The 12,440-nt window shown below is 35.3% G+C and carries 12 protein-coding genes and 1 pseudogene; 4 read left to right on the top strand and 9 right to left on the bottom strand.

Going from position 1 to position 12,440, the window contains the following annotated elements; all coding sequences use genetic code 11:
* Positions 1-190: 190 nt before the first annotated feature.
* On the bottom strand, positions 191-568 hold the full coding sequence (locus ACN1CN_RS01110; protein ID WP_419134336.1) for a hypothetical protein: 378 nt from the start codon (positions 566-568) through the stop codon (positions 191-193).
* Complete coding sequence (locus ACN1CN_RS01115; protein WP_419134337.1) at positions 510-740, bottom strand: hypothetical protein; 231 nt, start codon at positions 738-740, stop codon at positions 510-512. Before ACN1CN_RS01115 ends, ACN1CN_RS01110 begins: the two co-directional genes overlap by 59 nt.
* Before the next feature lie 226 nt (positions 741-966).
* Between ACN1CN_RS01115 and ACN1CN_RS01120 the strand changes: the two are divergent.
* Positions 967-2,121: pseudogene (locus tag ACN1CN_RS01120) on the top strand (multidrug effflux MFS transporter).
* Between the two features lie 223 nt (positions 2,122-2,344).
* Here ACN1CN_RS01120 and ACN1CN_RS01125 read toward each other — a convergent pair.
* The 4 genes from ACN1CN_RS01125 to ACN1CN_RS01140 form a co-directional block, all read right to left on the bottom strand.
* A complete protein-coding gene (locus tag ACN1CN_RS01125; RefSeq protein ID WP_291287327.1) occupies positions 2,345-3,613 on the bottom strand; it encodes an NAD(P)/FAD-dependent oxidoreductase in 1,269 nt (422 codons plus the stop codon).
* 83 nt (positions 3,614-3,696) lie between these two features.
* Positions 3,697-5,031, bottom strand: coding sequence for a DEAD/DEAH box helicase (locus ACN1CN_RS01130; protein WP_419134338.1), 1,335 nt, complete (start codon positions 5,029-5,031; stop codon positions 3,697-3,699).
* A 208-nt stretch (positions 5,032-5,239) separates the two neighbouring features.
* Positions 5,240-6,781 (bottom strand): DEAD/DEAH box helicase, encoded by a 1,542-nt coding sequence (locus ACN1CN_RS01135; protein WP_264523912.1) that lies wholly within the window; start codon positions 6,779-6,781, stop codon positions 5,240-5,242.
* A gap of 111 nt (positions 6,782-6,892) precedes the next feature.
* Positions 6,893-7,423, bottom strand: coding sequence for a DUF6155 family protein (locus ACN1CN_RS01140; RefSeq protein ID WP_419134340.1), 531 nt, complete (start codon positions 7,421-7,423; stop codon positions 6,893-6,895).
* 103 nt (positions 7,424-7,526) lie between these two features.
* Between ACN1CN_RS01140 and ACN1CN_RS01145 the strand changes: the two genes are divergently transcribed.
* Both ACN1CN_RS01145 and ACN1CN_RS01150 read left to right on the top strand, forming a co-directional pair.
* Entirely contained in the window at positions 7,527-7,814 is a 288-nt protein-coding gene (locus ACN1CN_RS01145) for a DUF3817 domain-containing protein (RefSeq protein ID WP_173967873.1), read from the top strand.
* Complete coding sequence (locus tag ACN1CN_RS01150) at positions 7,807-9,063, top strand: mechanosensitive ion channel family protein (RefSeq protein WP_264523910.1); 1,257 nt, start codon at positions 7,807-7,809, stop codon at positions 9,061-9,063. Before ACN1CN_RS01145 ends, ACN1CN_RS01150 begins: the two co-directional genes overlap by 8 nt.
* Before the next feature lie 92 nt (positions 9,064-9,155).
* On the opposite strand, the gene ACN1CN_RS01155 is transcribed toward ACN1CN_RS01150, so the two are convergent.
* Positions 9,156-9,584 (bottom strand): hypothetical protein, encoded by a 429-nt coding sequence (locus ACN1CN_RS01155; protein ID WP_419134341.1) that lies wholly within the window; start codon positions 9,582-9,584, stop codon positions 9,156-9,158.
* Positions 9,585-9,616: 32 nt separating this feature from the next.
* Positions 9,617-10,000 (bottom strand): acyl-CoA thioesterase, encoded by a 384-nt coding sequence (locus ACN1CN_RS01160; RefSeq protein ID WP_263360764.1) that lies wholly within the window; start codon positions 9,998-10,000, stop codon positions 9,617-9,619.
* 59 nt (positions 10,001-10,059) lie between these two features.
* On the opposite strand from ACN1CN_RS01160, the gene ACN1CN_RS01165 reads away from it, so the two are divergent.
* The gene (locus ACN1CN_RS01165; protein ID WP_419134342.1) at positions 10,060-10,467 is read left to right on the top strand and encodes a glyoxalase; all 408 of its coding nucleotides are present in this window, start codon (positions 10,060-10,062) and stop codon (positions 10,465-10,467) included.
* Positions 10,468-10,694: 227 nt separating this feature from the next.
* Here the strand turns inward: ACN1CN_RS01165 and ACN1CN_RS01170 are convergent, their stop codons facing one another.
* Positions 10,695-12,437 (bottom strand): DUF885 domain-containing protein, encoded by a 1,743-nt coding sequence (locus ACN1CN_RS01170; RefSeq protein WP_419134343.1) that lies wholly within the window; start codon positions 12,435-12,437, stop codon positions 10,695-10,697.
* Positions 12,438-12,440 lie beyond the last annotated feature (3 nt).

Consider the following 12,440-nt stretch of genomic DNA (forward strand, 5'->3'; position numbering starts at 1 on the left):
GGAAATAGGTTTGATACAATACAAACCGTTCATTTTTAAGTATTTCAGAGAATCTATAAAAGAATATTTTATAAAGAATCTACAGCGGCCAGAGGAGTTTCCTGAATTTTCTATTTTACATAATATAAATTATAGTTCAAAACATACTATACCAGAATAGGGCAATTTTGTGTCTTTTGCCTTGATTTCTCTAGTATAACTTCGTTAGAATTGTTTCTTTGGGAACTAAATCATCACCACCTCTTTTGGCAAATTGTAAAAGATCTTCCTTTACAAATAAAACTGCACTTGCAGAACCGTCTTTGCCTTTGATGCTAATTTGGGCTTTTTCACCAAGTGCATACACATTACCGTCAACCTCCATAACACCGCTAACAAATTTTTCGTTGCTGCTTGTAATTTCGGCCGTTCCAAATATTTTGTTATTGGATTGCGCCAGGTTTAATTTCAGTACATATTCTTTGCTGCAACTTTTACAATTTTCAGTGCTCCAGGTTCCGGTAAATTTATTAGCCTGTGCATACGATTGAAAGCTTACGAGAATCAATAATAGAAGAATTTTTTTCATGCGTTTTAAAATTAGTAACCGTTTTACTTAAAGTAATGTCCGGATAATACTGATTGACTTTTTCCAGCAAGGCATATTGTGCCGGAGTTGCATCTTCTTTTTTAGAAGTAATTGTTTGTGCAAATGAAATTGTGGTAAAAATAAGTGTAAATAGTACAATGTAATTTCTCATAATTTTAAATTTTTAAGATTAATATTAAAATGATTTTTGGCAATCCATTTATGCGTAATACACCCAAACTTTTATTAAAAAAGGTTTAAATTACACTACAAGATATGAAATCTTTACCTTTGCAAAAAATGAAAAGCAATTTTTTAAGAAAATGACAACAAAAAAATACATTAAGCTCATCCTTATCTTAGGTTCTTTAACAGCACTTGGCCCTTTTTCAATTGATATGTATCTGCCTGGTTTCTCAGGTATAGCAAAGGATTTACACACTTCAGTCGCCAAAGTTTCGATGAGTTTATCGAGTTATTTTATTGGAATTTCAGCCGGACAATTACTTTACGGACCACTATTGGATCGTTTTGGTCGAAAAAAGCCTTTATTTATTGGGTTAATGGTCTATATTTTGGCTTCTTTGGGCTGTATTTATGTGACTACTATTGATTCGTTTATCCTTTTAAGATTTGTTCAGGCTGTTGGAAGTTGCGCTGCAACAGTTGCTTCTGTTGCTATGGTAAGAGATTTATTTCCTGTGAAAGATATTCCAAAAGTATTCTCCTTATTAATGCTTGTTGTCTGACTTTCTCCTATGCTGGCACCTACAATTGGAGGTTATGTTACAGAAGATTACGGCTGGCATACTGTATTTTTTATTTTAATGTGTATGGGAATTGCGATTCTTATAGCATCACAGCTTGGTTTACCTAATACTTATAAACCAGACACTTCAATATCTTTAAAACCAAAACCTATTATTACCAATTTCTTAAAAGTACTTAAAGAGCCTCAGTTTTATACGTATGCTTTTACAGGGGCAATTGCTTTTTCAGGTTTGTTTTCATACGTTGCGGCCTCACCTATAATTTTTATGGATATTTACCATGTTGATGCTAAAACCTACGGTTGGATTTTTGCTTTTATGTCGGTTAGTTTTATTGGTTCAAGTCAGTTAAATTCAGCTTTATTGAAAAAATATTCCAGCGAACAAATGATTTTTGGTGCGTTGATTTCGCAGTCCGTTATTAGTATTGTTTTCCTTATTTTGGCTTTAAACGACCTTTTAGGATTGTATGAAACTATTGGAATGTTGTTTTTATTCCTGGCTTGTCTGGGAATTTCGAATCCAAATACAGCAGGTCTTACTCTGGCGCCTTTTGCTAAAAATACAGGAAGTGCCTCGGCTTTAATGGGTGCTATTCAGCTTGGAATTGGGGCTTTAGCTTCATTTGCGGTTGGAATCTTTGTAAAGAATTCTGTTGCACCAATGGTGGCTATCATGACAACAACTACGATTACCGCTTTTATTGTTTTAAATATCGGAAAACGTTTTATTAAACAAAAAGTAGAATTGTCTAAGGAAGATGATGTTATGATTGGTCATTAACAAAGGTACTCCGGTTTGTCATTTCGACTGAAAGGAGAAATCACAAAAAAAATTCCACAAAGTGAATCTCCAATCTTTGTCGAGCTACTAGTGTGATTTCTCCTTACGTCGAAATGACAATATTGTGTAAAAAAGAAGCCAGAATTATTAAATTCTGGCTTCTTTATGTTCGCTTAAATACTCCCAATTCATTGGAATTTGGAATTTAAAAATTGAATTTTATCTATTCTCTTTGTTGTCTTTTCTCTGGTCTGATAATCATTCTCAAAGACTGATCTCTTGCAAAATAAGCCACCATCCAGTTCCAAAATGTATTTAATCTGTTTCTATAAGTAATCAGGGATATCAGGTGGATAAACAGCCAGATAATCCAGGCGAAAAATCCTTTAAAATGCCATTTTGGACTAGGTAAATCTACAACTGCCTTATTTTTTCCAATAATAGCCATTGAACCTTTGTCATTGTACAGGAATGCTTTTAAAGGTTTGTTTTGTATCATGGCTTTAAAGTTTTTGGCCAAATTTAATCCTTGCTGAATAGCGACCTGCGCTACTTGCGGATGCCCGTCCGGGAAATTTTTATCACCGGCTGTGATGGCTGTGTCACCGATAGCGTAAATATTTACGAGTCCATTTACTTTATTGTACTGATCTGTTGCCATACGTTTTCCGCGGCCATAACTTTCTGTTGGGATTCCTTCAAAAGTTTTAGCAGAAACTCCGGCTGCCCAAATCAGATTTTTAGTTTTAATTGTTTCTCCATTTGCAAAATGAACAGTATCATCAACATAGTCAACAACACGTGTTTGAAGTTTTACCACAACACCAAGTTTGGTAAGTGCATCCAAAGTGTCTTCCTGAGAAGCTTTACTCATAGGCGAGAGGAGTGCATCTCCCCCATCGACCAAATAAACGTTACTCGCAGAGGTTTCCAGTTCCGGATATTCTTTTAAAAGAATGCTTTTTCGCATTTCGGCAAACATTCCCGATACCTCCACTCCTGTTGGCCCTCCTCCTGCTACCACAATGGTTAACAATTTGCGTCGTTTGCGAATATCTTTGGTAATTGCTGCTTTTTCAAGGTTTTTAAGCAGTGCATTACGCATTTCGATGGCATCGTTCAAAGTTTTCATCGGAATGGCGTTTTTCATAACGTTTTCCATTCCAAAATAACTCGTTTCTGCACCGGTTGCAAAAACCAAATGATCGTATGTTAATTCTCCATTATTCAGGATAATTTTATTCTCAGCGGGAACTACTGAAAGCAATTCCCCCAGACGAAATTGCAGGTTTTTTTTGCCTGCAAAGAATTTTCTGAAAGGATAACTGATACTCGAAGGTTCTAAAAATGCGGTTGCAACCTGATATATAAGTGGTGGGAAAAAGTTATAATTGTTCTTGTCTACAAGGGTTACCTGTATTTGAGGATGGTTTACAAGCTCTTTTGCAAGATTGATTCCTGCAAAACCACCTCCTATGATGACTATCTTCATATATGCTGTTTATTAAGTAAGATTATACTAAAATTACCTTATAAATATACAACATAAATTAGCAAAGTTAATTGCCACAAATATTACTTTTTGAATTTTTTAACAGGTTTTTCAGCCACTTCAACTTTGTTCTGTAAAACATAATTGGCTAACAATTTCTCAATCAGTTCCTCTTTAGTCAGATGATGAAAAACCGTTTTTACCTTCGTTTTCAATTCGGTCGAAATATCGTGATTCGGTTTAGTTTTGAAAATTTGTTTGGCCCATAAAAGCGTATTGTTTTCTTCAAGACTTGCTACCGAAGGTTTTTGAAATTTAGTAAATTTAATCCCTAGTTCTTGTTCAAATCCAGGAATCTCTGCTACTTCTTCTTCCTGTAAAACGGTTAATGAAAGTCCTTTTGCTCCTGCTCTAGCAGTTCTCCCGCTACGGTGAACATAGTTTTCATAGGTATCAGGCAAATGATAGTTGACTACATAAGAAATTTCTTTTACGTCAATTCCTCTTGCAGCTAAATCGGTAGCAACCAATATATTGATATGCCCCTCACGAAACTGCTCCATAATCCTGTCGCGAATTCCCTGTGACAAACTACCGTGAAGCGCTCCCGAAGAAAAACGATTAATAGCCAGATTCTTGGCCAGTTTATTGACTGCTGCTTTGGTTTTACAGAAAATAATACCGCGTTCGCCTTCTCTTGAATTTAAGAAATGCATTAAAACATCCAGTTTTTCAATAGGATCTACTACAATATACTCGTGATCAATTCCTTGGTTACCAACAGTTTCCATGCTTGCACTAACCTGAACTACGTTTCTATTTAAGTAATTCTGAATCAGCTGCTTGATTGTTCCCGGTAAAGTAGCGGAGAACAATAAAGTACGGTGTTTTTTAGGAAGTTCGGCAACAATTTCGTCCAAACTCTCTTTAAGAATAGAGACCATTTCATCGGCTTCATCCAGTACTAAATAGGCTGTTTGTTTTAAATCAATGGCTTTGCGCTGAATCAAATCGATCAAACGTCCCGGTGTTGCTACTACAATATGAGTAGGCTGAGTCAAACGTTCGATTTGTGGTTTTATTGGGATTCCTCCACAAGTGGAAGCGATAGAAACGTTTGGGAGGTGTTTTCCGAAACCTTCTAAATTTCTGAATATTTGTTGTCCAAGTTCTCTTGTTGGAACCAAAATTACGGCCTGAACTACAGGAGATTCTGTATCGATTAATTGCAACAATGGCAATCCGAAGGCTGCTGTTTTACCGGTTCCGGTTTTGGCTAAACCAACTACATCGTGAGTTTCAGCTAAAAGTAACGGAATTGTTTTTTGTTGGATTTCCGTAGGTTCAACAATATTCAATTCGCTTAACGCTTTTAAAATTGGTGCTGAAATTCCTAATGATGAGAATTGTTTAGACATACTTTTTATTTTGTTTATTTTGTTTTTATTTGTTTCAAGTTTCAGGTTGCTTTGAGAACTTAAAAATGAGTTTCTAGTAATTTGCAAAGGAGAAATCGCATCCAATATTCGACAAACTTTGTGTAATACCAGTGCGATTTCTCCTTCGTCGAAATGACATATTGTAACATTTACTTCGCTCAGCGCGACAAGCTGAAACAAAATATCTCTATTCGTCCGGCTCGTTCATGATTTTTTCACGATACTTTTTGCCTATTAATAAGGTTAAATTCTTTTTATAATCTTCAACCAGCCATTCGCGGTAGTTTTTACTGCATTGGCTCAAACATTTTGCATAACGCTTGATACGGCAATCGATATCGTCATCCAGTTCTCTACCTAATGATTTTGCTTCTTGTAAAGTTTCTGTATTGTCAACACACATTGAAGCATGCTGCTCTAATGATTTATCCAATACAACTTTAGAACGTAAATTTTGTTTGATGATTAGTTTATGCTCTTCGTCTACATCAAAAGTAACATCGGCTGTTTTGCTGAATTTAGCACGCAGCTCCGGTGGCATACTGTATTTGAAGTACATTTCAATCTCGGTATCATCACGTAAATTCTCCAAATAAAATTCAGGTGATTTAAAGATGTGCTGCCAGTTTACCGGCTCACTCCACAGACCAAAACGTGCGGCATTGTTACCCAAATCAATTACTGTAAATTCATCTTTTCCAGGTAATTTACGAGAACCACGCCCAATCATCTGGTAGTATAAAGTTAATGATTTTGTTGCTCTGTTCAGAATAATTGTTTCAACTGTTGGCTCATCAAAACCAGTTGTTAAGATTCCCACAGAAGTCAAAATCGCATCAGGCGTCTTTTTGAACCACTGTAAGATGTCTTTACGTTCTTCAGAACTGCTAGTGTTATCAAGGTGCCTGATGTCATAACCTGCTTCTCTAAACGTTTCATATACGTATAACGAAGTGTGGATACCATTATTGAAAATCAGGGTCTTTTTGCCTAACGAACGCTCGGTATAAGCATGCAGTAATTTTTCCTGCATAATGGTATTCGTATATAAATCATCTGATGATTTTACGGTATAATCTCCATTGATACCTACTTTAAGAGAGGTTAATCCAACATCATAACTATAAGTAGTGGCACGCGCCAGGAATCCTTTGTCGATTAATGAACTGATGGTATCTCCCACAATAAGTTCATTGTAACTCTGGTGCATTGGTAATTTTATGTTTGAACTCAAAGGGGTTGCTGTTACTCCAAGAATAAAAGCGTTTTTGAATGAGTTTAATAGTTTTCGGAATGAGTTGTAATGCGCCTCATCAATAATAACCAAACCAATATTGTCTAAATGTAACTTTTCGTCATTGATACGGTTTTTTAAGGTCTCTACCATCGCTACGAAACATGAAAAATCGTTTTGATCCGGTAATTCCTTTACTTTACTGTTAATGATTTTGTTAGAAACACCAAACCCTTTCAGCATTTTAGAGGTTTGCTTACAAAGTTCGATACGGTGAGTTAGAACAACCACTTTTTTATCATTATTAGCTAAATAACGACGAACGATTTCGGAAAAAATCACTGTTTTTCCACCACCAGTAGGTAATTGATATAATAAATGATGTTTCTGAGGAGCATTGTCTAAACGTTCAAAAATGGCGTCGATGTCGCCTTTCTGATATGCATAAAGTTCTTTTTTCTCTTCTCTTTCTATTTCTAAAGTGTTTTGAGACATTGTTATTTTTTGGATTTTTGCAAAAATACACCGAAAAAACAGTTTTTCACTTTATTTTAACCTAAAATAAATGTTTTTTTTAAATAAGATTTTTTATGAGAACTGCTTTTATTAATCGATTTTCTCTAAAATTGCCTCAAAATCATACTTGTTTTTCCATTTTTGTTGAAGAGTTTCTTGTTGAATGGCTATAATTCTTTCTTTAAAATCAGCTAAAATTCCATTGGAAATAGAAAAATTTACGGCCTGCTCAAATGAATTGAGGATACTTTTGTAAAACAATTCCTGCTTAACCGGGTTTTGTGACGAATACGTTTGCGCGATCTCTATATTGTAAAGCATAATGTCGGCCACAACAAACGGGTCAACTCCCAATAAAATAAAATGTTTGATGTATTTCTGTGCCACTGAGCGACGCAGTTTTGCTTTAGGACGTCTTTTGGCTCCTGCTTTTTTAATTGGAAAATATTCGTGAGAAATCTTCACCTTACATTCCTGCAGCAGTTTATCTTCTTTTGGATTGAAAGCAAAATCATAATACACTTTAACCGGACTAAACTTTTCATACAATTCGACAATCTGCTCTTCGAGCTGCTCTTTGTTTAATTCGGCAAGATATTTTTTTAAATCGCGTTTACTCATTATCAAAGTTTAAGATTACAAAAGTAAATTACTTTCCTGATTCATACTTCAAATACCAACGATAATACTTAATTTTGCTGGTATTAAACTCAAAAAATAGAATATGCTCAAGATTTTCAAAGTTACTGCAATTTTAGAGGGAATCTCTTACCTAGTATTATTTACCAATATGCTTTTCATCAAAACCAATAATCCCGAACTTTATCACACCCTGTTACGTCCGCTGGGAATGACTCATGGTGTTTTATTTATTGGTTATGTTTTACTGGCGTTTTTACTTAAAAAACCTCAAAATTGGGATTTAAAAACCTTTGCCATTATACAGATCGCGTCACTTATTCCGTTTGGAACTTTTTATGTAGAGAAAAAATACCTGGAGAATAATGCCTAGACTTTTGGATAAAATATTTAATTTTTTATACCCTATTTTTAGAGATTGGGGCATGAGCCGTAATATAGCGTCTTATGTCAGTCTGATCTTTAATATCGCCATCATGGTGATACTGGCCTATGCCATTTATTATCTGGCAAAATTTGTTTTGGTTACGCTGACTGCCGTTTTTGCGCAGCGTACCAAAACAAAATTTGACGATTATCTGATTCATAATAAAACGACCAAATATACGGCATACTTAATTCCGTTTTTCTTTATTTACAAAGCGGTTCCAATTATTCTCGACAAATACGAGTATTGGGAGTCGGTTTTTGGAAAAATAGTTGGGGTTTATATCGTTTTGCTCGGATTGTGGATTACCAGGACTATTTTTAATGCCTTACGCGATTATTTAAAACAAAAACCGGAATACAGCGACAAACCAATCGACAGCTTCGTTCAGGTTATTATGATCGTGCTCTGGATTTTTGGGGTTGCCATTATTATCTCCAAATTGTTTGGAATCAAACAAGGCGAACTTCTGACTATTTTAGGAACGCTTTCCGCTATTATTATCTTAATTTTCAGGGATACGATCCTCGGATTTGTATCGAGCGTCCAGGTGGCCATAAACGACATGGTTCGTATTGGTGACTGGATTACAATGGATAAATTTGGTGCAGACGGGGATGTAATCGAGATTAACCTGACGACTGTTAAGGTTCGAAATTTTGATAACACGATTACCACAATACCTACTTATGCTCTGAGTTCTGATTCTTTCCAGAACTGGCGCGGTATGCAGAAGTCTGATGGACGACGCATTAAAAGACACGTTTTGATTAAAAGCAGCAGCATTCGTTTTCTGAATGATGAAGATTTGAATCAGATGAAAAAAGTACAATTGATTGCTTCTTATATCGAAACCAGACAATCCGAAATCGATAAATACAATGATCTGCGTGGTGTTGACAAAACTTTGGCACTCAATGGCCGTAATATGACCAATTTAGGATTGTTCCGAAAGTATATCATGCAGTATTTGATAACACATCCGGGCTTAAACAAGGACATGCACATGATGTGCCGTCAGTTACAGTCGACTGCAAATGGGGTTCCTTTAGAGATTTATGCTTTCTCGAGCGATAAACGCTGGGCCAACTACGAATATATTATGGCCGATATTTTTGACCATGTGATGGCTTCAGTAGAATATTTTGATCTTGAAATATTTGAACTGCCTTCGAAGATTGGGCGATTTGAATAGTTTTCAGTCTCAGTTTTCAGTCTCAGTTTTCAGTCTCAGTGTTCAGTATTCAGTCGCAGTTTAAAACTGAAAACTGAGACTGCGATTGAAAACTATTCTTTAATTTTTTCAAAAACAAATTGTGAATTGTCATATTCAATAGGTACTTCGGGTAAAAAAAGCGGAAGATTGAAGTAGGTACCAATTACTCCTTTTCCTAAAAACAGTTTGTTATCTTTCTTTAGTAAAGCCAATGGAACCCTTTTCCAGCTGCCTCCATTAGAGATAAAATGAAAGTCACCCCTTAAAGTATCTCCTTTAATATCTCCCCTTACATCACCTGAATCTTTACCGATTTTATGATAAAACACTTCATAACGACCGAAAAACCTTTTGTCGTTTATATGAATGTCGAGAACAGCGGTATCTCCTTTGTGAACTGCACGATAAACGGCATGATTATAACTGTCTTTATTTTCTTTTGAATTACAGGACAGCAGCAGAACAAACAATAAAGAAGCAAGTATATTTTTTTTAGTCATTTTTGAAGTTTTAAACCGATATAATAAAAGAATTATAAACGGTCTTTTACGAATTCAATTTGAGTTTTTCCGTGGGCTTTAGGTTTTCCGTCTTCATCGAGATTAACCATTGTAGTCTTATCTATAGTGATGATGATTTCGCGGGTCATCATATTGCGTACCGCACATTTTAAAATGAGTGAAGTGTTTCCGAATTTTACAACATCAATCCCAATCTCGACGATATCACCTTGTCGGGCAGAACTTTTAAAATCAATTTCCGACATATACTTGGTCACGACTCTGGTATTCTCCAATTGAATGATCGTGTACAGTGCCAGCTCTTCATCGATCCAGGCGAGTAGCTTTCCGCCAAATAATGTTCCGTTTGGATTTAAATCTTCGGGTTTTACCCATTTTCTGGTGTGAAATCGCATAATATTAGTTTGAATAAAAAATTTTGTATCGGATTTTTTTCTAAATTTAAAGAAAAAACATGGAAGCGAGAGACACTTTTTTAAAAGAATTCAGAGGCGAAACTTTAGGAACAATCAGTGCTCAATCTTCAGCGGATGAGTTGTTTCAAAATCAGACCATTAGACCAATTTTAAAACTTCAAAACGATTTATTTATCGCAGTTTTCATCAACTATGTCAATAAAAACAAAGCCGACTTTTACTCCTACACGGTCGAGAAAAAACTCCAAACCATCGAAAACTCCATTCAAAAGGACATTAAGTTTCGAAATTCTCTAAAGGGAATTGTAATCGCTCTTTTTACCATTGAAGAGTACGATACTTATATTCAAAACTCCTCGAGTTTAAACAAACGAATGATGAATTTATTAATTGACCGATTGAAAAGTCAGGTGCAATTGTTTGAATTGGAGTCGAATTCGAATTAATTACTATCAATAAAAAATACAAACCCGACAGGTTTTTAAAACCTGTCGGGTTTAAATAATTACCATTTAAAAAACACCAAAAATAAAAAAGACTAACGGTTACAATAACCTGTTAGTCTTTTTACTTTGCATCCGTTAGGACGCAGTTCTCAAAAAAAATGTTTTACACACAGATAAAACAAAACCTTATAAACGATGATTCTATACATTCAGAATCATCGTTATTTTTATTCTTCAGATAACATTAATTCCTTAATGTATTTTACCGGAGCACTTCCGAAGCTTAAGAATTTCTCATGAAACTTCTTCAAATTGAATTTGTCTCCTTCTTTCTTTTTAAGTTCTTCTCTTAAATTGTAGATTTCGGTATATCCTGTAAAATAAGAACACAACTGTACTTGCGATAAAGTAACACGTTTCCATTTTCCATCTGCCTCAGCTTGTTGCTGGAAAGCTTCTTTGATCAATAAATCCAAAGCCGCTTCTTTAGACATGTTTTTAGTATGAACACTAATATCTAAAATAGTATTACACGTCGCTCTTAAATTCCACTTGTAGTACATCAACCACATTTCATCCGAATTTTTATAACCGCTTTCCAACATCATTTTCTCCGCATAAACCGCCCAACCTTCTACCATAGCGCCATTTCCTAAAATAGACTTAATGATACTTGGCGATTGATTACTGTATACCAATTGGGTGTAATGCCCCGGAACAGCTTCGTGAATGTTTAAAATCTGCAAAATATAATCGTTGTATTCACGTAAGTAGCTTTCTGCGTTCTCAGCTGTCCAGCCTGTCATGCTTCCCACATTATAATACGTATTAGCATTTTTATCATAAGGCCCTGGTGCCGAAATAGAAGCTCCTGCAACTCCCGCCATATATGCAGGTTCTTTACGAACTACCAACGGTTTTGAAGGGTCAATATACAACAAATCTTTTGCTTTTACATAAGCCGTTAATTCCGGAATTTGTTTTTCAATTTCCGACTGGAATTTTTCCGGTGTAGTGTGCTGTAAAGAGATTTTATCAATTACCTGTTTGATCAAATCCAGTTTGTTTGCAGGTTTTGGCTCATTTCCTTTGTATTTTTTCCAAAGTTTGTCAGCCAGAACAAACATTTTTTCATGCAAATCTTTTTTGTGATCTACTGCAATTTTAAAGATTTCATCGGCTGTATAACCCGATTGAATATCAAAATTGAATTTCTTAGCGTACAATTCAGCCCCAAGTCTAAAAGAACGAGGTGTTTTATTGGATAGTTTTTTCAACCAGTCCACATAATCAGTAATTGCTTTTTTAGCAACAATACCTTTCTCCAGCATTTCTTTTTTCTCGGCAGCACTTAGTTTACTTTTCTCCAAAGCTGCAGCCAAATCAACGTCAAAAACAGTAGAGCCACCAAGATTTTGCGCTATAGCAAGTTCTGTATGCTCTACAGTTGGATTTTTAATGTTCTTTTTTGCCGCTTCATAATAAGCCGGAACGTTATTCATTTTTGCATTAAAAGCACGCAAACGAATCTCCGGAGTATCGTATTTGCCATTCAAAATTTCTGCAAATGATCCGCAGACATTATAATCAGAAGGATTCCATTGAGACGACTTTAACTCTTTTACACTAAAAATAGTAGCCTCCAGTTGATTTTTAATCATTTGAAAATCGGTCTTGTTATTATCAGACAAATCTTCAGGATTAAATTGTTTTAAGGAATCCAATTGTGCATTAGCAAAATCAAGTTGTCTTTTTTCTTCAGCAGCATCAGGAACAACCAAAACGCTGTCCAGTTTATGGTAACCAACGCCAGAAGCCCAGCCCGGGTTAATCTTCCACAAATCGGTAACAAAACGATCCTTGTAGGTATCGAATTTTACATCTAACGCTTTATCTCCGTTAGACTTGCCATTTTTATTACAGGAAAAAAGTAAGGTAATTGCAAAAATTGAAGCAAACAGTTTTTTCATAAG

It is taken from the genome of Flavobacterium sp. T12S277, assembly GCF_048514875.1.
Taxonomy (GTDB): Bacteria; Bacteroidota; Bacteroidia; order Flavobacteriales; family Flavobacteriaceae; genus Flavobacterium.

Excerpts from the sequence above, each read along its gene's own strand:
- ACN1CN_RS01130 (WP_419134338.1), bottom strand. The coding sequence starts at position 5,031 with ATGTCTAAACAATTCTCATCATTAGGAATTTCAGCACCAATTTTAAAA.
- ACN1CN_RS01170 (WP_419134343.1), bottom strand. The coding sequence starts at position 12,437 with ATGAAAAAACTGTTTGCTTCAATTTTTGCAATTACCTTACTTTTTTCC.
- ACN1CN_RS01135 (WP_264523912.1), bottom strand. The coding sequence starts at position 6,781 with ATGTCTCAAAACACTTTAGAAATAGAAAGAGAAGAGAAAAAAGAACTT.
- ACN1CN_RS01150 (WP_264523910.1), top strand. The coding sequence starts at position 7,807 with ATGCCTAGACTTTTGGATAAAATATTTAATTTTTTATACCCTATTTTT.
- ACN1CN_RS01125 (WP_291287327.1), bottom strand. The coding sequence starts at position 3,613 with ATGAAGATAGTCATCATAGGAGGTGGTTTTGCAGGAATCAATCTTGCA.
- ACN1CN_RS01115 (WP_419134337.1), bottom strand. The coding sequence starts at position 740 with ATGAGAAATTACATTGTACTATTTACACTTATTTTTACCACAATTTCA.
- ACN1CN_RS01155 (WP_419134341.1), bottom strand. The coding sequence starts at position 9,584 with ATGACTAAAAAAAATATACTTGCTTCTTTATTGTTTGTTCTGCTGCTG.
- ACN1CN_RS01160 (WP_263360764.1), bottom strand. The coding sequence starts at position 10,000 with ATGCGATTTCACACCAGAAAATGGGTAAAACCCGAAGATTTAAATCCA.
- ACN1CN_RS01165 (WP_419134342.1), top strand. The coding sequence starts at position 10,060 with ATGGAAGCGAGAGACACTTTTTTAAAAGAATTCAGAGGCGAAACTTTA.
- ACN1CN_RS01140 (WP_419134340.1), bottom strand. The coding sequence starts at position 7,423 with ATGAGTAAACGCGATTTAAAAAAATATCTTGCCGAATTAAACAAAGAG.
- ACN1CN_RS01110 (WP_419134336.1), bottom strand. The coding sequence starts at position 568 with ATGAAAAAAATTCTTCTATTATTGATTCTCGTAAGCTTTCAATCGTAT.
- ACN1CN_RS01145 (WP_173967873.1), top strand. The coding sequence starts at position 7,527 with ATGCTCAAGATTTTCAAAGTTACTGCAATTTTAGAGGGAATCTCTTAC.